The 23,210-nt window shown below is 70.3% G+C and carries 17 protein-coding genes; 13 read left to right on the top strand and 4 right to left on the bottom strand.

The window, feature by feature from the left end; all coding sequences use genetic code 11:
* The first annotated feature begins 21 nt into the window (after positions 1-21).
* The 5 genes from ACFY3U_RS25865 (at position 22) to ACFY3U_RS25885 (ending at position 5,451) form a co-directional block, all read left to right on the top strand.
* Positions 22-2,553 carry a bifunctional FO biosynthesis protein CofGH gene (locus ACFY3U_RS25865; protein WP_387206268.1) on the top strand — a complete coding sequence of 844 codons (2,532 nt, stop codon included), beginning with the start codon at positions 22-24 and terminating at the stop codon, positions 2,551-2,553.
* 126 nt (positions 2,554-2,679) lie between these two features.
* Positions 2,680-2,958, top strand: a complete 279-nt coding sequence (locus ACFY3U_RS25870; RefSeq protein WP_387206270.1) for a hypothetical protein — start codon at positions 2,680-2,682, stop codon at positions 2,956-2,958.
* 3 nt (positions 2,959-2,961) lie between these two features.
* Positions 2,962-4,359 (top strand): DUF4331 domain-containing protein, encoded by a 1,398-nt coding sequence (locus ACFY3U_RS25875; protein ID WP_387206272.1) that lies wholly within the window; start codon positions 2,962-2,964, stop codon positions 4,357-4,359.
* A gap of 15 nt (positions 4,360-4,374) precedes the next feature.
* The gene (locus tag ACFY3U_RS25880) at positions 4,375-4,725 is read left to right on the top strand and encodes a phospholipase (protein WP_387206274.1); all 351 of its coding nucleotides are present in this window, start codon (positions 4,375-4,377) and stop codon (positions 4,723-4,725) included.
* 468 nt (positions 4,726-5,193) lie between these two features.
* Positions 5,194-5,451, top strand: a complete 258-nt coding sequence (locus ACFY3U_RS25885; protein ID WP_007455784.1) for a WhiB family transcriptional regulator — start codon at positions 5,194-5,196, stop codon at positions 5,449-5,451.
* 93 nt (positions 5,452-5,544) lie between these two features.
* Here ACFY3U_RS25885 and ACFY3U_RS25890 read toward each other — a convergent pair whose 3' ends face one another.
* Positions 5,545-5,994 carry a metallopeptidase family protein gene (locus ACFY3U_RS25890; protein ID WP_088963879.1) on the bottom strand — a complete coding sequence of 150 codons (450 nt, stop codon included), beginning with the start codon at positions 5,992-5,994 and terminating at the stop codon, positions 5,545-5,547.
* A 155-nt stretch (positions 5,995-6,149) separates the two neighbouring features.
* Between ACFY3U_RS25890 and ACFY3U_RS25895 the strand changes: the two genes are divergently transcribed.
* From ACFY3U_RS25895 to ACFY3U_RS25905, 3 genes are all read left to right on the top strand, one after another.
* Positions 6,150-6,518: a DUF3499 domain-containing protein gene (locus ACFY3U_RS25895; protein ID WP_387206276.1), complete on the top strand. Its 369-nt coding sequence runs from the start codon at positions 6,150-6,152 to the stop codon at positions 6,516-6,518.
* A 755-nt stretch (positions 6,519-7,273) separates the two neighbouring features.
* Entirely contained in the window at positions 7,274-14,314 is a 7,041-nt protein-coding gene (locus tag ACFY3U_RS25900) for a DUF6531 domain-containing protein (RefSeq protein ID WP_387206278.1), read from the top strand.
* On the top strand, positions 14,311-14,733 hold the full coding sequence (locus tag ACFY3U_RS25905) for a hypothetical protein (RefSeq protein ID WP_387206280.1): 423 nt from the start codon (positions 14,311-14,313) through the stop codon (positions 14,731-14,733). Before ACFY3U_RS25900 ends, ACFY3U_RS25905 begins: the two co-directional genes overlap by 4 nt.
* A gap of 161 nt (positions 14,734-14,894) precedes the next feature.
* Here ACFY3U_RS25905 and ACFY3U_RS25910 read toward each other — a convergent pair whose 3' ends face one another.
* The gene (locus tag ACFY3U_RS25910) at positions 14,895-16,271 is read right to left on the bottom strand and encodes an NAD(P)/FAD-dependent oxidoreductase (RefSeq protein WP_387206282.1); all 1,377 of its coding nucleotides are present in this window, start codon (positions 16,269-16,271) and stop codon (positions 14,895-14,897) included.
* Between the two features lie 3 nt (positions 16,272-16,274).
* On the bottom strand, positions 16,275-17,621 hold the full coding sequence (locus ACFY3U_RS25915; RefSeq protein WP_387206284.1) for an aspartate aminotransferase family protein: 1,347 nt from the start codon (positions 17,619-17,621) through the stop codon (positions 16,275-16,277).
* A gap of 591 nt (positions 17,622-18,212) precedes the next feature.
* On the opposite strand from ACFY3U_RS25915, the gene ACFY3U_RS25920 reads away from it, so the two are divergent.
* Both ACFY3U_RS25920 and ACFY3U_RS25925 read left to right on the top strand, forming a co-directional pair.
* On the top strand, positions 18,213-18,983 hold the full coding sequence (locus ACFY3U_RS25920) for a helix-turn-helix domain-containing protein (protein WP_387206310.1): 771 nt from the start codon (positions 18,213-18,215) through the stop codon (positions 18,981-18,983).
* Positions 18,974-19,162, top strand: a complete 189-nt coding sequence (locus ACFY3U_RS25925; protein WP_387206286.1) for a DUF397 domain-containing protein — start codon at positions 18,974-18,976, stop codon at positions 19,160-19,162. Before ACFY3U_RS25920 ends, ACFY3U_RS25925 begins: the two co-directional genes overlap by 10 nt.
* 33 nt (positions 19,163-19,195) lie before the next feature.
* On the opposite strand, the gene ACFY3U_RS25930 is transcribed toward ACFY3U_RS25925, so the two are convergent.
* Entirely contained in the window at positions 19,196-19,705 is a 510-nt protein-coding gene (locus ACFY3U_RS25930; RefSeq protein WP_387206288.1) for an Lrp/AsnC family transcriptional regulator, read from the bottom strand.
* 208 nt (positions 19,706-19,913) lie between these two features.
* Between ACFY3U_RS25930 and ACFY3U_RS25935 the strand changes: the two genes are divergently transcribed.
* The 3 genes from ACFY3U_RS25935 to ACFY3U_RS25945 are packed head-to-tail and all read left to right on the top strand — an operon-like array spanning position 19,914 to position 23,157.
* Entirely contained in the window at positions 19,914-21,098 is a 1,185-nt protein-coding gene (locus tag ACFY3U_RS25935; protein ID WP_387206290.1) for a PotD/PotF family extracellular solute-binding protein, read from the top strand.
* Positions 21,099-21,103: 5 nt separating this feature from the next.
* Entirely contained in the window at positions 21,104-22,252 is a 1,149-nt protein-coding gene (locus tag ACFY3U_RS25940) for an ABC transporter ATP-binding protein (RefSeq protein WP_387206312.1), read from the top strand.
* Complete coding sequence (locus tag ACFY3U_RS25945; protein WP_387206292.1) at positions 22,249-23,157, top strand: ABC transporter permease; 909 nt, start codon at positions 22,249-22,251, stop codon at positions 23,155-23,157. The genes ACFY3U_RS25940 and ACFY3U_RS25945 overlap by 4 nt, the downstream gene beginning before the upstream one ends.
* Positions 23,158-23,210 lie beyond the last annotated feature (53 nt).

Raw genomic sequence — 23,210 nt, forward strand, 5'->3', positions numbered from 1 at the left:
GGCAGCGCCTAGGCTGGGCGGATGGCTGATCGCACCGGATCCGGTCCCACCGCGGCGAGCGTCGAGCGGGCGCTGCGCCGCGCGGCGGCCGGGCGCGCGCTCGACGTCGACGAGGCCGCGGCGCTGCTGGCGGCCCGCGGGCCCGCGCTGGACGAGCTGCTGCGGCTGGCCGGCGAGGTGCGCGACGCCGGGCTGCGGGACGCCGGGCGGCCGGGCGTGGTGACGTACTCGAAGAAGGTGTTCGTCCCGCTGACCCGGCTCTGCCGCGACCGGTGCCACTATTGCACCTTCGCCACGGTGCCGCACCGGCTGCCGGCCGCCTTCCTCGACCGGGACGAGGTGCTGGAGATCGCCCGCCGGGGTGCGGCGCAGGGCTGCAAGGAGGCCCTGTTCACCCTCGGTGACCGGCCGGAGGAGCGCTGGCCGGCGGCCCGTCGATGGCTGGACGAGCGCGGCTACGACTCCACCCTGGACTACCTGCGCGCCTGCGCGATCGCCGTGCTGGAGGAGACCGGCCTGCTGCCGCACCTCAACCCCGGGGTGCTGTCCTGGTCGGAGCTGCAGCGGCTCAAGCCGGTCGCGCCGAGCATGGGAATGATGCTGGAGACCACCGCCACCCGGCTCTGGTCCGAGCCCGGCGGGCCGCACTTCGGCTCGCCGGACAAGGAGCCCGCGGTGCGGCTGCGGGTGCTCGACGACGCCGGCCGGGTGGGCGTGCCGTTCACCAGCGGCATCCTGATCGGCATCGGCGAGACGCCCGCCGAGCGGGTCGACGCGATCTTCGCGCTGCGCCGGGCGGCCCGCGAGTACGGCCACCTCCAGGAGGTGATCGTGCAGAACTTCCGCGCCAAGCCGGACACCGCGATGCGCGGCATGCCCGACGCCGAGCTGCACGACCTGGCCGCCACGGTGGCGGTGACCCGGCTGCTGCTCGGCCCGCGGGCCCGCGTCCAGGCCCCACCGAACCTGATCGCCGGCGAGTACGCGCTGCTGCTGCGGGCCGGCATCGACGACTGGGGCGGGGTGTCGCCGCTGACCCCCGACCACGTCAACCCGGAGCGCCCCTGGCCGCAGCTGGACGAGTTGGCCCGGCACACCGCCGCGGCGGGCTTCCGGCTGCGCGAGCGGCTGACCGTCTATCCCGAGTACGTCCGTGCCGGTGACCCGTGGCTCGACCCGCGGCTGCTGCCGCACGTCACCGCGCTCGCCGACCCGGCGACCGGGCTGGCGGTCGAGGAGGCGCGCCCGGTCGGCCGGCCGTGGCAGGAGCCGGAGGAGGTGCTCGGCGGCGGCCGGACCGACCTGCACGCCACCATCGACGTCACCGGCCGCAGCGACGACCGGCGGGGCGACTTCGACAGCGTCTACGGCGACTGGTCCGAGGTGGCCGGTCGGGTCGGCCCGGCGGCGCCCGGCGTACCCACGGCGGGCGGGACCGGCGCGGACGGTGACCTGCGGGCAGGGTTGCGGCTGGCGGCCGACGACCCGGCGGCGCTGCTGGAGCCCCGGCACACCGACGCGGCGCTGGCGCTGTTCGGCGCGGACGGCCCGGCGCTGGACGAGCTGTGCCGGCTCGCCGACGACGTGCGGCGGGACGCCGTCGGCGACGACGTCACCTACGTGGTCAACCGCAACATCAACTTCTCCAACGTCTGCTACGTGGGCTGCCGGTTCTGCGCCTTCGCCCAGCGCGAGCGGGACGCGGACGCCTACCGGCTCTCCGTCGAGCAGGTCGCCGACCGGGCCGAGGAGGCCTGGGCGGCCGGCGCCAGCGAGGTCTGCCTGCAGGGCGGCATCGACCCGCAGATGCCGGTGACCGGGTACGCCGACCTGGTCCGGGCGATCAAGGCGCGGGTGCCGGGGATGCACGTGCACGCGTTCTCCCCGATGGAGATCGTCACCGCGGCGGCCAAGGCCGGCGTGCCGGTCAAGGAGTGGCTGCTCCAGCTCCGCGACGCCGGCCTGGACACCATCCCGGGCACCGCCGCGGAGATCCTGGACGACGACGTGCGCTGGGTGCTCACCAAGGGCAAACTGCCGGCCGCCGCCTGGGTCGAGGTGGTCGGCACCGCGCACGAGCTGGGCATCCGCTCCAGCTCCACGATGATGTACGGCCACGTCGACCACCCCGGCCAGTGGCTGGCCCACTTCCGGGTGCTGGCCGGGCTGCAGGACCGCACCGGCGGGTTCACCGAGTTCGTGCCGCTGCCGTTCGTGCACACCAACGCGCCGATCTATCTGGCCGGCATCGCCCGCCCCGGCCCCACCTGGCGGGAGAACCGGGTGGTGCACGCGATGGCCCGGCTGCTGCTGCACGGCCGGATCGCCAACATCCAGTGCTCCTGGGTCAAGCTCGGCGACGCCGGCACCGTGGCGATGCTGAACGGCGGCTGCAACGACCTGGGCGGCACGCTGATGGAGGAGACGATCTCCCGGATGGCCGGCTCGGGCAACGGGTCGGCGCGTACCGAGGAGCAGTTGCGGGCGATCGCGGCGGCCGCCGGACGACCGGCGCGCAAGCGGACGACCGCGTACGGTGACGCCGTCCGATAACGTCGAACCTTTTCCCGGTGCCGCCCGTACCACTGCTCGCCGGCGGCGGTTAGGCGAGGGCCGCCGCCGGCGACCCCCTCGCGAGCCACCGCGAGCGCCGTGGCGCCGCCGGAGGAAAGGTTCCCCATGACCAGTGACGAGCGGAAGCGGCCCTGGCCGCGGCTGACCCGCCGCCAGACGTTGACCGCCGCGGCCAGCGCCACCCTCGGCGCCGCCGCGCTGACCGTGCCGGGCCTGTCGGCCGCGCAGAACGCCCCGTCGGCCCACGGCCAGGACGGCCCGATCGTGGTGCACCTGCGCGACGCGAAGTCCGGGACGATGGACGTCTTCGTGGGCACCTCCCGGATCGAGGTGCGCGACCGCGGCCTGGCGGACCGGCTCCGACGCGCCGCCGGTCGGGGCTGAGCCATGTCGTCCCACCGCGAGGCACCGGAGATCGCCAAGGACCCGGTCGCCGACTCCTGCGACCTGTACGCGTTCGTCAGCCCCGACCGGCCGGACTCGGTCACGTTGATCGCCAACTACGTGCCGATGCAGCTCCCCTCCGCCGGGCCGAACTTCTTCGAGTTCGGTGACGACGTGCGGTACGAGATCCATATCGACAACGACGGCGATGGTCGTCCCGACGTGACCTATCGCTTCGAATTCACCACCGAGATCAGCAATGCGAACAGTTTTCTCTACAACACCGGCCCGATCGAGTCGTTGGAGAGCAGGAACTGGAACCGCCGGCAGTTCTACCGGCTGACCCGCATTGCCGACGGCCGGGAGCACGTGCTCGCCCACAAGCTGCCCTGCCCGCCGTGCAACGTCGGCCCGCTGTCCATCCCGAAATACTCCGACCTGGTCCGGCAGGCGACGTACGGGCTCTCGACGGGGGAGAAGGTCTTCGCCGGGCAGCGCGCCGACGGCTTCTTCGCCGACCTCGGCGCGATCTTCGACCTGGGCACCCTGCGGCCGTTCCAGCAGCTGCACGTGGCCGGCAAGAAGCTGTTCAAGACCGAGGGGCAGCCGGTCAACTCGCTGGACCGGATGAACGTGCACACCATCGCGGTGCAGGTGCCGCTGAGCCGGGCCCGCCGCAAGGCCAACCGGTACGGCTACGCCGACCGCGCCTCGACCATCGGAGTGTGGACGACGGCGTCCCGGCAGCAGGTGCGGGTGCTCGGTGACAAGGTCGCCGCGGACACCGCGGTGGGCCCGTGGGCCCAGGTGTCGCGGCTGGGCAATCCGCTGTTCAACGAGGTCGTCGTGCCGATGTCCAAGAAGGACCTGTGGAACACCCTGCCCCCGACGGAGGACAAGCGGTTCGCCCGCTTCGTGGAGCAGCCGGAGCTGGCCGCGCTGCTGCCCGCCCTCTATCCGGGGGTCTTCCCCAACCTGGACAAGCTCAACAAGTCCAAGAAGCCCCGCGCGGACCTGGCGGCGATCCTGCTCACCGGCATCCCGGCCGGCCTGATCGACGGCTTCACCAACCACACCGGCGACCTGCCGGCCGACATGCTGCGGCTGAACACCGCGATCAAACCGAACCCGAAGCCGGACCGGTTCGGGGTGCTCGGCGGGGACCTGGCCGGCTTCCCGAACGGCCGGCGGGTGGGTGACGACGTGGTGAGCATCGCGCTGCGGGCGATCGCCGGAGCAACCGTCCCGCTGGTGGACAAGGCGTTCACGCCGGACGCGGCGGCCGGCATGGTCACCCCCGGGCTGAGCGCCGCCGACGTGACCGCGCCGTTCCTGGGTCACTTCCCCTTCCTCGGCACGCCGTACGACGGGTTCGACAACCCGCCGGCGACGAAGTCCTGACCGGAGGATCCGGCGATGCGCCACCACGACCACGCGCACCGGTACGGCCCGACCGGCAGCGGCACGGTCATGTTGAACCTGGGCGGTGACATCGGTGCCCTGGTCATCCACACCGGACCGGAGCAACACGGCCGGGAGATCGAGATCAGTCCGGTGGATCGGGGCGCGGGGCCGCGTACCCACGCGGCGGTGCGGGAGCGGATCGTCCGGGCCGGCACCTTCCACAGTGCGGTCTTTCCGGACCTGCCCGCGGGTCGCTATACCGTCTGGTGGGACGAGAACACGCCCGCCGGCGCGATCTGGATCACCGGTGGTGCGGTGGCCGAGTTCGCCTGGCCGAGCCGCGTCGCACCGGAAGTCGACTGATCATCCCGCGCTGTCCCCACGTCGCGCCCCGTCCACACCGTGGACGGGGCGCGGTCGGTGTTTCCGGCTCGACAGGCAACATTCAGAAAGCCGCGTTAGCCTGTCCACCGAAGTTTCTGATCTTGGGCCGTCGGTGCGGCAGGGTCGCCGCCGGGCCGTCCTGGCCGCTCGCCACGCCGACGCCACGGCAGAAATCTTGGGCAACTCGCCGGAGGGGCGTTACCCGTCCGGGGTCTGAATCGATTGGGCAGGTTGCGAGGCCGGGTCATCCCGGGTGGCCGGCCGCAAGCGTGTCGGGAGGGCGACTCCATTATCAAGTTTGGCTTGACGGCGCACGCATTACACGCGTGTAATTTGAATGGGGTTGTTCGCGCGGAACGCAACAAATGTGGACCGGACGGACTAGCACGCCTTTCGCGTGGGGGGTTGCAGCGGCGGTGACGCCGGTGCGCGACAAGGAGGCATCTGATGGACGGCCAGCTCGAGGTGGCCGACCTGCTCGGAAACGCACCGGAGTGGCAGGAGCGGGCGCTGTGCTCGCAGACCGACCCGGAAGCGTTCTTTCCCGAGAAGGGCGGTTCGACCCGCGAGGCGAAGCGGATCTGTTCGCGGTGCGAGGTCAAGACGGAATGCCTGGAATACGCTCTCGGGCACGACGAGCGGTTCGGGATCTGGGGTGGGCTCTCCGAGCGGGAGCGGCGGAAGCTCAAGCGGCGGGCCGCCTGAGCGGACGCGTCGGGCCGGGGCGGTGGGGGCCGCCCGGCTCACGCCCGGCGGGTTGCCGGCGGTCGGCCCGGGCCAGGTTGCCGGGCGGTCGGCTCAGGCCAGCTCGTCGGGGTCGACGCCGAGCAGGTTCGCCACCTGCTCGATGATCACGTCATGCACCAGGTCGGCCAGGTCCTCGCGGTCCATCGCGCGGAACTCCAGCGGCCGGCGGTAGAGCACGATCCGGGGCGGCACCTCCTGCCGGCCCGGGCGGCCGGGCAGCAGCCGGGCCAGCGGCACCTCGCCGTCCTCCAGCACGTCGGAGTCGTAGACGTTCAGGTCCGGCGGCACGTCCTCGACGGCGAACTCCACGCCGGCCAGCTCCTTGGCGAAGCGCCGCTCCAGCGTCTCGACGGTGTCCAGCACCAGGTCGTCGAAGACCTCGGCCTTGGTCCGGGCCAGCGGGACGGTCGCCGGCACCAGCCGCCCGCGCAGGCCGCGGCCGTGCCGGTCGCGGTGGGTGCGCCGGCCGGAGCCGGGGCGGCGGTGTTCCGGGCTCGTCATGACGCTCAGGGTAGCGCCCGCGGCGCCCCGGCCTGCGGCAGCGCTCGCCACGTGGCGCGGCGGCGGTACGCCGGTCGCGAATTGTGATCACTGTGACGGGCGTGTCGTAACGCGAACCGGTGCGCCGGACCCGGTAATGGGGATACCCTGCCGCCGTGAGGTCACCACGGCGCTGCTCCCGTAACGGCTGCCCCCGGCAAGCGGTCGCCACATTGACCTATGTCTACAACGAGTCGACAGCGGTGGTGGGGCCACTCGCGGCGTTCGCCGAGCCGCACACGTACGACCTCTGCGAGCCGCACGCTCGCAGCCTGACCGCCCCGCGCGGCTGGGACGTGGTCCGGCACGAGGGTGAGTTCGAGCCCCCGCCGCCCACCACCGACGACCTGGTGGCCCTGGCCGAGGCCGTCCGCGAGGCGGCCCGCCCGGTCGCCCCCCGCCCCCCCGAGGACGACAAGCCAACGCACCAGAGCCACCAGTCGGCCCGCCGCGGCCACCTCCGCGTCATCCCCCCCAACAACTAGGGCCGGGCCCCGGCCCGCCTGGGGTCGCTGTCGTGGTGCCGCGTCGCCCGTCCCGGTCGACGGGTACCCGGGTGAGCCAGGACGCTCCGTGACGCCCTAGTTGGTCCGGACTAGCGGCGATGGTCTGGTTGTGATCTTCGGTGTGTCCGGCGGAAGCCGTCGGTTCACCTGTTCATCGGATCGATGATCCTGCCCGCCAGTCCGGGTGATCCATATGCTCGTCGGCCTATGGGTCAGCGGGGGTGAGGGCATTGGCAAAGCCCAGTGTGGTGCGGCGGCTGGTGGCCGCGGGCGTGGTCGTAACGATGTTGGCCAGCGGGATGCCCGCCAACGCGGTTGGTCGGCAGACGAGCGGGCGGGCGTCCACGCCCGCCGTGTCGGTTCGCCCGCCGCTGCCGGACGGTCAGGTGAGCGCTCCCGAGCGAACACCGCTGCCGACCGTCGCCAGCCGCCCCGACGCGGGACCTCCAGGCAGCGCCCGTAGGCGCGCTGTCGATCGCATCCACGCTGCGGACGCCGCCCGCCGGAAGGGGCTGTCGCGTCGGCCTGGCACCGTGTCGGACAAAACCAATCGGGCGGTCTTCGACCGTGCCAAGCGGGACGGCTTGGTGAGGGCGAAGCCCAAGAAGTTGCCGCCCGCGGGAGCCCCGTCGCCGATGCGGGAACTACGCACCCGTCCGGCACCGGACGCGCCGAGGAGCGCGGTCCCGCCGATCGGCACCGTCCGTACACCGCGGCCAGTCCCGGGAACGGGCGTGGGCCCGACCCGGAAGGCTTCGTCACCCGGCGCCATAAGCGACACGGGCGCGGAGACCGGCAGCCGACTCGGCACCAACCAGGGGTTGATCGCGGCCCTCACGCAACACAAGGCCAGCTACTCCGTCTCGGACTGGAGTGTTCGCCCGACGTACGACACGCCTGGCGCCATGTGGGTCCGGGTCACGAACACCTCAACGATCACCTGGCGGACCGGAGAGGTGGCACTGGGCTACCACCTCTACTACGCCGACCAGAGAATCTACAACTGGAACGGCTTCTCGCTATTCGTCGACGTCGCCGTTCCACCCAACTACTACGTCGACCTGTACGCGGTGACTGAAGAGCTGCCGGCGGGCTCCTTCACCCTCTTCTTCGACATGCGGGACATGACGGACCCCGACGGGAAGTTCTTCAAGGACTTCGGTGCGCCGGCGTCCCGTGCGATCGGCTTCACCGTGCCCCACTACGCGCCGTCCGGCTCGGCGCTGTCCCCGTTGGACGGCGCCACCATCGGCACCCTGAGTCCGGAGCTCAGTATCTGGGTGGGGCGTGACGGCACCACGTCCGGCTCGGTGCAGTTCCAGGTGTGCAAGACGGCGGATGCCACGGGCTGCATCACCTCCTCAGCACTGCCGTTCGAGCCCTCCAGCTCGTTCGGCGGCATCCATACCTGGCCGGTCTATCCGACGCTCTACTGGAACACGACCTACTACTGGCGGTTCAAGGCTGCCGACACCTACTATCCGAGCCCTCCCTGGTCGGGGATGAGTGCCTTCACCACCATCGTCCCGGAGAGTGCTGCGCCGACGGTCGGCGGAGAGCAGTTGGGCTCGATCACGAACCTCGACGCAGCTGGTGTCAATGTCTTCTCCGGGAACTACGTCCGGACCGAGACCGACCTCAAGCTTCCCACCCCGCAGTCGGCAATTCCGCTGCGGATCGAGCGCACCTACAACAGCTCATCGACCGCAACCGGCGTCTTCGGCCTGGGGTGGTCATCGATACTGGACGCCTCGGCCCGTTCCTTGAAGGCCGGCTTTGTCACTGTGACCTTGCCGGACGGGCGACAGGTGACCTATGGGCAGAACCCGGACGGCAGCTACGCCGGGCCGTATGGCGACGATGGCCAGACCAAGCTTCGTCAGGTGGGCGCAGTCATGACGCTGAGCATGGCGGGCGGAACCGAGTTTGCGTTCGGCAATCTCGACGGCAGGATCAGTGAGTTGCGCGCGCCGGACGGCGACGTCCTTCGCTTCGTCCAGAATTCGGGGACCACACGGCTCGACTCCATCACTTCGACCCGCTCGGGCCGGAGCCTCTATCTCACCTGGCTCAGCGGACGGGTCGTGAAGGTCTCCACCTCGGCCACTCCCGGCGCGGAGGATCGAACCTGGAGCTATACGTACTCAGCTACGCAGCTGACCAAGGTCTGCGACGCCGAGTACTACACCAACTGCACGACCTACACCTACGGTGCGACGTCAACCTCGTACCCCGTCCCGCGGCTGACCCTGGTGCAGCGGCCCAACGCCGCGAACAAGACCTCCATCGGATACTTCTATTCCCGGGTGTCCGTGGTGGGCTACCCGCCGGACGCCAACGGCAACCAGAAGGAGGCATGGCGGTACGCCGTACAGACGGCAACCTCTGAGCGCGGCGGTCCGGTGATCCAGGTGATCGACCCGACCGGGGTGAACGTCTTTTACGAGTTCGGATCGCGTGGCGAACTCTGGAGCCGGTGGACGGGTGGGTCGACCCCGACGGCCGGGAAGCTCCGCGCTTGGGCGTACGACGTCTACGGTCGCGTCTCGGCGATGCTTGACGAGAACTGGAATCCCACCGAGTACGTCTGGAGCCTGACCAACGGGCAGCTCTCCGGAACGCGCCGGTACCGCAACAGCGATGAGATCATCTACACCGGGTACAACTACCTCGACGATGTCGAGTTGAATCCCGATCCGCGCTGGGCGAGAAACCTGGTGGAGTTGGTCGACGGCAACCTCGACAAGACGGTGCTGACGTACTGGAATGGTCAGGTCACCTCCCGGACGACCCCAGCCACCCCCGCGGCTCCGACCGGCGAGCGAACCACCTACACCTACACCTGTCAGTCCGGCCCGGCACCGGCGGTGGTCAACGACCCTGGTGCGCCGACCGGAAGCCTTCAGCCGTGCGGCCTGCTGTCCACGATGACCGATCCGGTCGGCCGCGTCACCCGCTACGGTTACAACCGGTTCGGTGACCGCACTGAGCTCCGACTGCCCACCGGGGCATCCGTCACCAATCGCTACAGCGCCTTTGGCGACGTGGAAGCCGAGACGGTCATCACCACGAACAAGCCCTCGGGCGTCACGACCACCTTCCGGCACGACACCTACGGTCGCATTCGGTACCGGACGGAACCGGTCGTGATCAACCCGGTCACCTCCGAATCACACCAGCGGGTGCTTGCCAACTACTACGACGGCGACGGCAACCTGGTCAGCCAACAGGAGATAGACCAAGTCGATCCCGACGTCTCCGCGCCCGACCCGACACGGAGCACGACCTACGCCTACGACGGGCGTGATCGGCTCACCGAGGTGCGCCGCAACGGGACGGTGGTCTCGCAGACCGAGTACGACGGGATGGGTCACGTCACACGGAACGTCGACGCAGCCGGCGCCGACTACCGACACGCCTACGACCCCGTGGGGCGACTGGCTTCCGTGACGTTGGTCAATCACGTCGCCCGCCCCGGTGCCGCCGCGCGATCGGTGCGCGTGGCCGGGTACGGGTACGACCCGGCTGGCCGCGTCACGTCCTACACCAACGCGATGGGGCGCACGGTCGGATACTCCTACACCACTGACGATCTCATCGCCGAGCAGGTGTTCCGGCAGTACCTGGACCCGGCCACGAACACTCGCCGCGACATCGTTCTGCACCGCTACACCTACGACAAGGTGGGGAACCTCAGCTCCGACGTCTCGGGCAGCGGCAGCAGCGCCCGCACCACCACGTACACCTACGACAAGGCGCACCGCCCGACGTCGAAGACCGTGGACCCGGGTGGTCTCAAGCGCACCACGAGTTGGGCCTACGACCGCTCGGGGCTGCCCCTCACCACGACCGTCAGCGACGGCAGTCAGACCGAGACGACCACCAACGTCTACAGCGCTGGCGGTGAACTACTCAAGACCGGTGTTCGCGAGAGCGCACAAGCGGACCTGGTAACGCAGTACGCAACCGATGGCATGGGAAACCTGCTCAGCGTTACCGATCCGCGCGGCGTCGCATCGCTCACCAGCACCGCTACGCCAGACGCAGCATTTACCACCAACTATGCATATGACGATGCTGGGCGACTGGGTAGCGTGACCCAGCCAGCGGTGTCGACCGAGTCTGGTGATGGGTCGGCAGCGGTCACCACCCGGCCGGTCACCACGTTCGGCTACAACGCGTTCGGCGAGATGAACTCGGTGCGCGACGCCCGGGGTCTCCTCACCCGAGCGTGGTTCGACAGCCGCGGCCGAATGACTGACCGGCGCGTGCCGGACTACCGGACCCCGGCGGGGACGATTCTGCAGCCCACCGAGCAATGGGCCTACGACAACGCCGACAATGTCGTCTCGTACCAACCGCCGGGGCGTCCGGCGACGACCATGGCGTACGACACACGTGGTCGGCTCTACCGGATGACCGAGCCGCCCGCGGTCTCCGGCGGGCAGCCGGGCCTGACCGACTACACCTATGACGACGACGGCAACACCCTGTCGGTGACGGATCCGGCCGGCGGGCAGACCATCAGCACTTTCGACGAACTGGACCGACTTCTGGTGCAGACCCGAGGGGTGGACACCAGCAGTTCGGAGGCGGATGTCCGTACCCACCGCTACGACGACTTCGGTGACCTCACGGCGGTCATCTTCGACGACGCTCGGATCGACCGGACCTACAACAAGGCCGGTGAGCTGCTGACGGACAGCGCAACCGGCCGGGGCACCGTCACCTACACGCGCGACCTGGCCGGGCGACCGACCGCGGTCACCGACCCGATGAACAGACGGTCCGAGACCTTCTACGACCTGGCCGGCCGGGCGGTGGAAACCCGGCACATTAGTGGCGGGACGATCCAGGACAGCACGTCATACGTCTGGGACAAGGCCAGCAATCTCACTGCCGTCCTGGACGCCCGGGACAACTTCTGGCGATCCACCTACGACGCGCTAAACCGGCAGACCAGCCGGCGGGATCCGGCGAGTCACCGCGCGGACGGCACCAACGCGCCGTCGATGCTGACCACCTTCGGCTACGACGCGTTGGGCAACCGCACCCGGGTCACCGACGCGAAGGACCAGAGCACCTACGAGACGTACAACGCTCTGAACCTGCCGGAGACGACAGTAGAGCCGGCGACCACAGCGCATCCTGCGGCGGTCGATCGAACCTGGACCCGAACCTATGATGCCGCGGGCACGCCGGTCAGGATCGCCGAACCAGGTGGCGTGGTGGTCACCGCGGACTACGACCAACGAGGCCGGACCATCGCGGTGAGCGGCACCGGTGGCTCCGCCGGAGGCGGCAAGACCTTCGGCTACGACCAACTCGGCCGGCTCACCTCGGCGGCCAGTGACGGCGGACCGGCGCAAACCTTCACCTACGACACGCTCGGACAACTGCTCACCGCCGACGGGCCCTCGGGCACCTCCTCACTGCGCTACGACGAGCTGGGGCGGATCGTCGAGGAGAACGCTGGTCCGGTCCGGGTCACCTACGGCTACAGCGGTTTCAACCTGCGGACCCTCACCGATCACCAGGCCCAGTCGGTGCGCACCTACGACCGGAACGCGGCCGGCCAGGTGACCACCGAGAGCCAGCGCAGCATCGGCGGTGTCGCGGGCCCCACCCGAACCCTCACCTACGACCCGGTCGGCCGGGTCGCCTCCGACACCACCCGGGCCCCTGGTGGCACCCTGACCGCCTCACTCGCCTACAGCTGGGACGCGGTCGGAAACCTGACCAGCCAGACGACCGGTGGGCAACTCGCCGCCCCACGTACCGCGAGCTACCAGTACGACGAGGCGAACCGACTGATCCGGGCGTCCGACTCGGCGACGGGTGACGGGTCAGACTACGCGTGGGACGCGGTGGGTAACCGCACCGGCGTCACCGCCTGGACCGGGGCGAACCACACCGCCGTCGGCACCACCACGGCGACCTTTGACGCGCGCAACAGAATCAGCGGAACCAGTGGGACAGCGAGCTCCGCCAGCTATCGCTGGACCCCGCGCGGCACGCTGGAGTCGGTCGTCACCACGACCGGCGGCACCAGCAGCACCCGTACCACGAGCTACGACGCGTTCAATCGCCTGATCGGCGACAGTGCCCGAAGCTTTAGCTACGACGCGTTGGACAGGCTTTCGTCCGCGGGCACCGGTGGCACGCGGAGCTCCCTCAACTACTCCGGGCTTCGCGCCGAGCCGTCCGGCGACGGGCAGTTCAGCTATGCCCGGTCGGCCGAGGGGCGGCTGCTGTCATCCCGCCCCGCCTCAGGTGGGAGTGCCTCCAATCTGCTGTCGACCGTGCACGGCGACGTGGTCGCCCGCACCGATCCCGCCACCGGCGCGGTCAGCGACTCGCGCAGCTTCGACTCCTTCGGCAGAGCCACCGGCGGGTCGTCACTGCCGAACGTCGGGTTTCAGGGCAGTTGGACCGACCCGGGCACCGGGAAGGTCTCCCAACTCGCCCGCTGGTACGACCCGGAGCTGGGCTCGTTCTCCTCGCGGGACAGCTGGGACGTGCCGGTGGTCAATGCGGCCGCCTCGAACCGGTACCTCTACGGCAGTGCCAATCCCACCAGCAGAGTCGACCCCACCGGGCACTTCGACATCGGGCTGCCGGCGCTCGGCACCGTAATGGGCTTCCTCGGCGGAGCCGCAGAGAGCGTGGGAATTTTTCCCGCAGCCGGTGGCGGTGCCGCGGCGGCCGGCGGAGCAGCGGCGTGCGCGCTGCTCTGCTGGGCAGCCATCGCTGTCGGCGTGGTGGCAGTCACGATCGCCGTCGGCGTGGTCGTCTACTACGCGCTGAACAGCCCGAGCACGGTTCCCTCGGGTGTGGCGCCGAACTCCGGCGGAAAGGGGTCGCCTCAGACCGCCGGGGGAGGGCAGTCGGCGCCGACGCCGACCCCGCGTACCGACCCGGCCCCCCAGCCGCCGCAACCCAGGATCGACCCACCGAAGGTCTGGGTCGTCGCAGGTGGAACCACCAGTTGGCAGACCACGGACACCTGGTACGACGACACGTATCTGTACACCAGGACCAACACGTACAGCTACACCACGATGTACGAGTACACGTACTACGACGGCAACACCTGGATGAGCGGTAGCTGGAACACGCCGACCCAGCACACCTGGACCGTGGTAGCCAAACCGCTCATCGACTTCAGCAACCCGATCAAGCTGCCCACACCAGTGGCGGGCAAGCCACAGGCTGGTAGCTCCGCTGCACCTGCAAGCGACGATGGTGGCTGCGGCACAGGCGGGAGCCTCGCTGGCTGTGGCGATAGGTTGACAGACCTGCCGCCTGGCGCTCAGACCGATGCCGGAGGTGGCGGCGGTAAGCCGCCAGTCGCGCCGCCGACCAGCAACTGCTCGCCCGAACCGGAGGGCGAGGACTGGGTAGACCCTGAAGACATCAACTTCTCGCAGCGCACGGTGAGTCCCAACGATTATCTGTCGGATATGTTGTCGGGGGCATGGGACTGGAATCGGCCGGGGGCTCCGCTGCGAGTTCTTGATCGAGGAGGTCAGCTGGTCAGCTACGACAATCGGCGACTCGACGCAGCACGGGCAGCGCGTGCCCAGGACCCGACCTACAGGGTTCGGGTGGAGCGAGTGGACCCGTTGGCGCCAAACCCCGAAAAGGGCAGTGGGATGAACTGGGACAAGAGCTTTGAGAAGCGAATGAAGAGCAAGCGGAACCAGGATGAGAACGGGTGCCGCGTGCCCTGGCAAGGGCTCTATGAGCGGCCCGGCCACGAGAAGAAGCAGTGAATCACGTGCTGGAGCTTTGGCGGCAAGCATGCGTTCCGGGTATCAGCGGTCTGTACCGGGCCGATGGATCGGCACGTCATGTCGAGATCGACGACGCGTCACTGTGTTGTTTCCAAGTGGGTAGCTTGTTCGACCTCGATACTGTCTTGGCGGTCGAGCCGGACAACGTGAGCGAGATCGACGAGTCCACACGAGTGGACTTGCCCTCCGGAGGGGGATTCCTGGTTTGCGGTGAGGGGGCGCATGGCTCAGAGGGTTTCTTTGCCCGGCTCGACGAGCGGGAAGAGTTGGTCTGGGTGGTGTTTCTCAGAGACGGCAATCCTTTTCGTAAGATCCGTCTGTCCGGCTCGGATGCAACTTTCGTAAACAACCTTGACCGGTCGATCACCATAAATTTGCTCGATCCACTCTACTGCTGACGGGCGTTGTTCTGAGGCCGGCTCAAGCTGGCCTGGTCAGCCGGCCCATAATCCGGGGCTAGGTCGGCGAGCGCGAGGCCGTTCCCTGATAGAGAGGTTTACGCACCGTTGCGGGCTGCTGATGAGCCGAACTTTTCGACCATCAGGTGAGGGGCGGTCGATCAGTGGCCCAGGAGGTGGGAGAAGGCGGCGGCTCGGCGGGAGGGGCGGCCGGTGCGGGCCTCCGCCGCGTCGGCGCCGAACATCACCTTCAGGCCGGCGTTGACCGCGAGCCAGCGCAGGGGTTCCGGCTCCCAGCGCGGGGAGCGGTGGTTCACCCAGGGCAGCGTGGTCAGGTCGCTCTCCACGCCGCGGATCAGGTCGGCCAGGGTGCGGCCGGCCAGGTTGCTGGTGCCCACCCCGTCGCCCACGTAGCCACCCGCCCAGGCGAGACCGGTCGACCGGTCCAGCCCCACCGAGGCGGCCCAGTCCCGGGCCACGCCGAGCGGCCCGCCCCAGGTGTGCGTGACCGGCACGTCCGGGCCGAGCACCGGGAACAGCTCACCGAGCACCCGCCGCAGCGCGGCGAAGACCCGCGGCTCCCGGTCGTACCTGGGGGAGACCCGGGAGCCGAAGTGGTACGGGGCGCCCCGGCCGCCGAAGGCGAGCCGGCCGTCGGCGGTGCGTTGACCGTAGATGATCACGTGCCGGTGGTCGGAGAACGTCTCCCGGTCGGCCAGCCCGATCCGCTCCCACACCGCCTCCGGCAGCGGCTCGGTCGCCACCATCAGCGAGTAGACGGGCGCCACGGCCCGCCGGTGGCCGGGCAGCGCCGGCGTGAAGCCCTCGGTGGCCCGCACCACCACGGGGGCGCGGACCACGCCCGCCGGGGTCACCGCCGCGCCGGGCCGGATGGCCGTGACCGGGGTGCGCTCGTGCAGGCGTACGCCCCGGCGCTCGACCGCCGCGGCCAGCCCCCGGACCAGCTTGGCCGGGTGCACCGCCGCGCAGTGCGGGGTGTACGTCGCCCCGAGCACCCCCTCGGCGGCGCACCGGGCGGTCGCCTCGGCGGCGTCCAGGAGCACCAGGTCGGCCGGGTCGGCACCGTGCTCGCGCGCGGTGGCCACCTCGGCCCGAGCCCGGGCGAGCTGGACCGCCGACCGGGCCAGCACCACCGTCCCGCCCCGGTGCCAGTCGCAGTCGATGCCCTCGGCCGCCGCCACCCGGCCCACCTCGCCCACGGTGTCCCGCATGGCCCGCTGCATGGCCAGCGCCCGGTCCCGGCCGTGCCGGCGGGTCAGCGCGGGCAGCGAGGTGGGGAAGAGCGCCGAGCACCAGCCGCCGTTGCGCCCGGACGCGCCGAAGCCGGCGACCTCCGCCTCCAGCACGGTGATCCGCATGGACGGGTCCGCGACGGCCAGGTGGTACGCCGTCCACAGCCCGGTGTACCCGGCGCCCACGATCACCACGTCGGCGTCCGTGTCGCCGGGCAGGCCGGGCCGCGGGGTCAGCGGCTCGTCCAGGCTGGACAGCCAGTAGGACACGTCCTGGTAGCGCACCGTCTACAGCCGCTTCCACGCCTCGGTCAGCACCGAGCGCAGGATCTGCTCGATCTCGTCGAACTGCTGCTGCTCGGCGATCAGCGGCGGGGCGAGCTGGATCACCGGGTCGCCCCGGTCGTCGGCCCGGCAGTAGAGCCCGGCCTGGAAGAGGGCTGAGGAGAGGAAGCCGCGCAGCAGCCGCTCCGACTCGGCCTCGTCGAAGGTCTCCTTGGTGGTCTTGTCCTTGACCAGCTCGATGCCGTAGAAGTACCCGTCGCCCCGGACGTCGCCGACGATCGGCAGGTCGTTCAGCTTCTCCAGGGTGGCGCGGAAGGCGTCCTCGTTGGCGCGGACGTGCCCGACCAGGTCCTCGCGGGCGAAGACCTCCAGGTTGGCCAGGGCCACCGCGCAGGAGACCGGGTGCCCGCCGAAGGTCACCCCGTGGGCGAACATGCCGGTCTCGGTGAGGAACGGTTCCATCAGCCGCTCGCTGGCGATCATCGCGCCGAGCGGGGCGTACCCGGAGGTGATGCCCTTGGCGGTGGTGATGATGTCGGGCTGGTAGCCGTACCGGACGGCGCCGAAGTACTCACCCAGCCGGCCCCACGAGCAGATCACCTCGTCGCTGACCAGCAGCACGTCGTACGCGTCGCAGATCTCCCGGACCCGCTCGAAGTAGCCGGGCGGGGGCGGGAAGCAGCCGCCCGAGTTCTGCACCGGCTCCAGGAAGACGGCGGCGACGGTGTCCGGACCCTCCCGCTCGATGGCCCGGCCGATCTCGTCGGCGGCCCAGCGGCCGAACGCCTCGGCCGAGTCGCCGTGCTCGGGGGCCCGGTAGAAGTTGGTGTTCGGCGCCTTGATGCCGCCGGGCACCAGCGGCTCGAAGTCGCTCTTGATGCCGGGCAGGCCGGTGATCGACAGGGCGCCCATCGAGGTGCCGTGGTAGGCGATGTAGCGGCTGACCACCTTGTGCTTGTTGGGCTGGCCGGTGCGCTTGAAGTAGGCCCGGGCCAGCTTCCACGCCGCCTCGACGGCCTCGGAGCCGCCGGTGGTGAAGAAGACCCGGTTCAGGTCGCCGGGGGTCAGTGAGGCCACCTTCTCGGCCAGCTCGACGGCCTTCGGGTGGGCGTACGACCACAGCGGGAAGTAGGCGAGTTCGGCCGCCTGCTTGGCGCCCGCCTCGGCCAGTTCGGTGCGGCCGTGGCCGGCGTTGACGACGAAGAGCCCGGCGAGCCCGTCCAGGTAGCGGCGGCCCTGGGCGTCCCAGATGTACGCGCCCTCGCCGCGCACGATGGTCGGCACCTCGCCGGCGGAGTAGCTGGCCATCCGGGTGAAGTGCATCCAGAGGTGGTCGGTGGCGTTGGCCATGTCAGCCCCATCGGGTCTCGGGCCGGTAAGGGGGGTGGCGCCGGCCGCTCTGCCCACGGTTATCGCACAGCCGATGCTGATAACGCAAGTGAGTAAGCTGCTTTGCGACGGTTTCAGCGAGTGAAGCCATGGCTGACAACGGAATCCGCATCGCAGCTCGCTGCCTGCCGGCACTCCGGCCCCGGCTCGGCCCCACCGTGGCCCGCGCAGCTCGCCTGCGCGCACGCGTTGGCCCGCGCGGCGCGTGCGCGTGGAGCGGGCGCGCCGGGACGCCCGGCGGGTTGGCCCGCGCGGCCTTACGCCGCGGCTGCGATCGCGAGTGACTACGAACTTGATGGCGTGAACGCATCACGACGCTGACGCGTTCACGCCATCAAGTTCGTAGCGTCCCGCTACCCCTACCCGGGTCGGCCAGGTCCCGGGAGAGGACGGGTCCAGGGCCTTTCCCGGACACTCGGGCGCGGGGCGGAACGGCCGGCAGAGATCCCGCCCGACACGCCGGCCGGAGGCGGACATCGACACGGAGCGTCGCTACGGTGCCGCCAGGCGTGAGCAAAGGTGCCGCCAGGCGTGAGCGAACGGGAGGCTCGGATGGCGAACGAGGTGCTGCGGGTGGCGATGGCGGAGAAGGGGGAGACGGTCGAGTCGCTCGCCGGCAAGGTGCGGGTCGACCCGAAGACGGCGGCGCGCTGGGTGGCGTCGGGCCGCATCCCGCATCCGCGTACCCGGGTCGCGGTCGCCTCGGTGCTGGGCCGCGAGGCGGCCGAGCTGTGGCCGGAACCGTTCCGCCGCCGCGACCTGCCCTGGTTCCGGCCCTGGGCGGAGCTGGAGCAGGACGCCGTGTCGATCCGGTCGTACCAGCCGCTGCTGGTGCCGGGGCTGCTCCAGACCGAGGCGTACGCCCGGGCGGTGCTGGCCACCGGCGGGCTGGTGCCGCCGGCCGAGGCGGAGCGGATCGTGGCCGGCCGGCTCCAGCGGCAGGCGATCCTGGCCGGCGTTGCCCCGCCGCAGTTCGTCGCCGTGGTCGACGAGGTGGTGCTGCGCCGCCGGGTCGGCGACCGCGCGGTGATGGCCGGGCAGCTCGCCCACCTGGCGGCGGTCGCCGAGCAGGAGCACGTCCAGGTGCGGGTGATCCCCGCCGACGGCCCGTGGCACACCGGGCTTGCCGGGCCGTTCATGCTGGCCCGGCTCCCCGACGGCACCGAGGTGGCCTATCTGGACAACCAGCTCCGCGGCGAGATCGCGAGCGACCCTGTCGACCTTGCTAACCTGGGCCGTAGGTGGGAGAGCGTCACCGGTGAGGCGCTGCCCCGCCGCCGGTCGATCGAGCTGATCAGGGAAGTGGCGACGACATGGAACTGAGCGACGCCCGCTGGCGCACGGCCACCCGCAGCAGCAACAACGGTGGCGACTGCGTCGAGGTGGCCGACAACCTGCCCGGCCGGGTGCTGGTCCGCGACAGCAAGGCCCGCGACGCCGGCACCCTCGCTTTCACCCCGGCCGCCTGGCGCGCGTTCCTGGCCGCCACGCCCGCCCGCTGACCGCGAGGCGCGCTGACCGCGAAGGCGCGCTGGTCAGGCCGTACCCCAGCTGTAGGTCTGCTTGCGCAGCTTGAGGTAGACGAACGCCTCGGTGGCGAGCACCCCCTCGACGGCCCGCAGCTTCTGCAGGATCTCCAGCAGGTGGGCGTCGTTGCGGCAGACCACCTCGGCGAGCAGGTCGAACGAGCCGGCGGTGATCACCACGTAGTCGATCTCGTCGAAGCCGGCCAGCCGGTCGGCCACGGCCTCCAGATCGCCGTCGGTACGCAGGCCGATCATCGCCTGCCGGGGGAAGCCGAGCTGGAGCGGATCGGTGACCGCGACGATCTGCATGACCCCGGCGTCCAGGAGTCGCTGCACCCGCTGCCGCACCGCCGCCTCGGACAGGCCGACCGCCTTGCCGATCGTCGCGTACGGGCGACGGCCGTCCTCTTGGAGCTGCTCGATGATCTGCTTCGCCACGTCGTCCAGCAGTGCGTGGCTGGCACCGTCACGCACGGTGATCCGCCGTGCGCCGTTGCCGTTGTCCAGTTGCCGCGTCATCGACCGCTCCCCATGCCGGTTTCCGCGCCGAGCCTAGTGCCACGGCGCCTGTCTGGCGTAATCCGTTGTGTGGGAGTACTGCCGCAACGGAATCCCTTGTAAGGGAGGTCACCTCATGTCAGGATCAGTCGTCTCTGGCCCCTGACCCCTCCCGCCGGCGCGTCACCCCCGTCCCCGTCGCCGACGGACGACCCCCTAGGAGTCGTCAATGCGCACACCCCTCAACCCGGTGACTCGGCGTGGACTGCTCACCGGCACCCTCTCCTCGGCGGTGTTGCTCGCCGCGGGCGGCACCCTCGCCGGCTGCGGCACGAAGGCCGCGACCCAGACCGAGGCCGGCTGCAAGAGCGACGACCTCTCCGGCACGGAGAAGAAGCTGGCGTTCTCCAACTGGCCGCAGTACATCGACGTGGACGACAAGAACGCCTCGAAGCGGCCCACCCTCGACGCGTTCGTCAAGCAGACCGGCATCCAGGTCGCCTACACCGAGGACATCAACGACAACAACGAGTTCTTCGGCAAGGTGCAGAACCAGCTGGCCGCCTGTCAGAGCACCGGCCGGGACGTCATCGTGCTGACCGACTGGATGGCCGCCCGGATGATCCGGCTCGGCTGGATCCAGAAGCTCGACCCGGCGAAGATCCCCAACGTGGCGGCGAACCTGCTGCCGTCGCTGCTCAACCGCTCCTTCGACCCGCAGAACCAGCTCTCCATCCCGTGGCAGTCCGGCCTGGCCGGCCTGGCCTTCAACGGCAAGGTCACCAAGGAGATCCGGACCGTCGACGAGCTGCTCACCCGGCCGGACCTCAAGGGCAGGGTGACCGCGCTGTCGGAGATGCGCGACACCATGGGCCTGCTGCTCCAGTCGAACGGCCATGACCCGGCGAACTTCACCGCCGCGCAGTTCGACGACGCGCTGGCCAAGCTGAAGAAGGCCGTGGACGCCGGGCAGATCCGCAAGTTCACCGGCAACGAGTACTCCACCGAGCTGAACAAGGGCGACATCGCGGCCTGCATCGCCTGGTCCGGTGACGTCCTCCAGCTCACCGCGGAGGACGAGAAGATCAAGTTCGTGGCGCCGGACTCGGGCGTGATGCTCTTCAGCGACAACATGTTGGTGCCGAACAAGGCCACCCACAAGGGCAACGCCGAGGAGCTGATCAACTACTACTACCAGCCGGCGGTCGCCGCCAAGGTCGCCGCGTACGTCAACTACATCTGCCCGGTCAAGGGCGCGCAGGCCGAGATGGAGAAGATCGACCCGGAGCTGGCCGCGAACCCACTGATCTTCCCGGACGACGCGCTCCTGGCCAGGTCCAAGGTCTTCATGAGCCTGGACGAGAAGCAGGAGAAGGAGTACGAGGCGAAGTTCCAGAAGGTCATCGGGGCGTGACCGGGATGGCGACCGACTCCCCGGCCGGCGACCTGCGGCTGGCCAACCTGACCAAGCGGTTCGGCATCTTCACCGCGGTCGACGACCTCAGCCTGACCGTCCCGCAGGGCTCGTTCTTCGCCCTGCTCGGGGCGTCCGGCTGCGGCAAGACCACCACGCTGCGGATGATCGCCGGGCTGGAGGAGCCGACCAGCGGGCAGGTGCTGCTCGGCGACCGGGACATCGCCCGACTGCGGCCGTACAAGCGGCCGGTGAACACCGTCTTCCAGAGCTACGCGCTCTTCCCGCACCTGGACATCACCGAGAACGTGGCCTTCGGGCTGCGCCGGCGCGGCATCCGCAAGGTCGGCGACCAGGTCGACCGGATGCTGTCCCTGGTGCAGCTGGACGGCTACGGCGGGCGCCGCCCCGCCCAGCTCTCCGGCGGCCAGCAGCAGCGGGTCGCGCTGGCCCGGGCGCTGATCAACCAGCCGCAGGTGCTGTTGCTCGACGAGCCGCTCGGCGCGCTCGACCTGAAGCTGCGCCGGCAGATGCAGATCGAGCTGAAGCGGATCCAGACCGAGGTCGGCATCACCTTCGTGCACGTCACCCACGACCAGGAGGAGGCCATGACCATGGCCGACACCGTCGCGGTGATGAACGCCGGCCGGATCGAGCAGCTCGGCGCCCCGGCCGAGCTGTACGAGTTCCCGGCCACCGCGTTCGTGGCGAGCTTCCTCGGCCAGTCCAACCTGCTGGCCGCCGAGGCCGCGGGCGCCGCCGGCACCGAGGTGCCGGTCTCCGCCCACGGTGCGCGCTTCTCGGTGCCCGCCGACCGGGCCCGGTCCGACCGCGGTCCGGTCTTCCTGGGGGTACGCCCGGAGAAGCTGCACCTGGTCGACTCCGTCGCCCAGGTTCCCAGTGGTCACCAGCACGTCACCGGGGTGGTCAGTGACGCCTCCTACGTGGGGGTGAGCACCCAGTACCTGATCCGGGCGGAGTGGGGCAGCGAGCTGTCGGTGTTCGCCGCGAACAGCGGCTCGGCCGGGCGCCTGCCGGTCGGCGCGCAGGTGGTGGCGCACTGGGACCCGCGGCACGCCTTCCTGCTGCCGCGCGAGCCGGGCCAGGACGACCGCACCAGCGGCCTGGTCGACGAGCCGGTGGCGGTCTCGTGAGTGCCCTCGCCCATGTGCCCGTACCGGGGCGGGCCGACCCGCCGCCACCGCCTCGGCGCGGGCGGCACCGGCTGCTGCCGTACCTGCTGCTGTTGCCCGGGGCGGCCTGGCTGTTCCTGTTCTTCGCGCTGCCGCTGCTGCAGTTGGCGGCGGCCAGCCTCTACGACCCGTCCGGCTCGCTCTCCACCGGGTACGCGCTGACCTGGGCGTTCGGGAACTATCCGGAGGCGTTGCAGGCGTACTGGCCGCAGTTCGCCCGGTCGTTCGGCTACTCGGCGCTCGCCCTGGTGCTGGCCCTGCTGCTGGGCTATCCGCTGGCGTACGCGATCGCGCAGAAGGCCGGCCGGTGGAAGAACCTGCTGCTGGTCTGCGTGGTCGCGCCGATGTTCACCAGCTTCCTGGTCCGCACGCTGGCCTGGAAGACCATCTTGTCGGACAACGGCGCGCTGGTCGGGCTGCTGCGTGACGTGCACCTGCTGGGCCCGGACGGGCGGCTGCTGGCCACCCCGTTCGCGGTGGTGCTCGGCCTGACGTACAACTTCCTGCCGTTCCTGGTGCTGCCGCTGTACGCGAGCCTGGAGCGGCTCGATCCCCGGCTGCTGGAGGCGGCCAGCGACCTGTACGCCAGCGGGATCCAGGCGTTCCGCCGGGTCACCCTGCCGCTGTCGATGCCCGGGCTGATCGCCGGCACGCTGCTGTTCTTCATCCCGGCCACCGGCGACTACATCAACGCGGAGCTGCTCGGCACGCCCAACGAGTACATGATCGGCAACGTGATCGACTCGGCGTTCCTGGTCCGGCTGGACTACCCGCAGGGCGCCGCGCTGTCCTTCCTGCTGATGGCGGCGATCCTCGCGGTGGTCTTCGGCTACCTGCGCAAGGCCGGCACGGAGGAGGTCCTGTGAGCGCGAGGAGTGCAGCGAAGCGGAGCCCCGCAGTCGCGAACGAAAGGCGGGCA

Origin of the sequence: Micromonospora sp. NPDC000089 (assembly GCF_042899365.1) — a bacterium.
GTDB lineage: Bacteria > Actinomycetota > Actinomycetes > Mycobacteriales > Micromonosporaceae > Micromonospora.